Consider the following 510-nt stretch of genomic DNA (forward strand, 5'->3'; position numbering starts at 1 on the left):
GTCTTCAAAAACTGCCTTAATCCTTTCTTTTAGAAGTATTACGGAGTTTTTAGCTCTTACTAAATCCCTGTTCTTACGCCAATTGTAATATGCATTTTTACTGACCCGCATACATTTACACATCTTCTCAACCACAAAATCTGTTTCATTTGATAATATGAATTGATATTTTAGTGGTCGCTCTTGGAAAAGATGCTTACTGCCTTTTTTAAGATATCACGCTCCATTTTCACATCACGTAATTCTTTACGCAGCGCTTTAAGTTCTTGCTCTTCTTTAGTAAGTTCCCTTTTCTTGGAAAAGTCTCCAGATTTGGCCTCATAATCCTTTTTCCAGCGACTTATAAGGCTGGGAGCAACACCATAGTCCTCACTTATTTGTTTTGCCTTGATTCCTGATTGCAATAGTTCTACTATTGTAACCTTTAATTCGTTATCGTATCTTTTTGCCATAATTCAAATATATAATTTATGACCGTAAAAATTCGTCACATCTAAACTAGACAATCCA

1 pseudogene is annotated in these 510 nt (G+C 34.7%); it reads right to left on the reverse strand.

The features are described 5' to 3' along the window. Positions 1-452: pseudogene (locus BZARG_RS16070) on the reverse strand (transposase); the annotation flags it as partial. Positions 453-510: the final 58 nt, after the last annotated feature.

Source organism: Bizionia argentinensis JUB59 (assembly GCF_000224335.1).
GTDB lineage: Bacteria > Bacteroidota > Bacteroidia > Flavobacteriales > Flavobacteriaceae > Algorimicrobium > Algorimicrobium argentinense.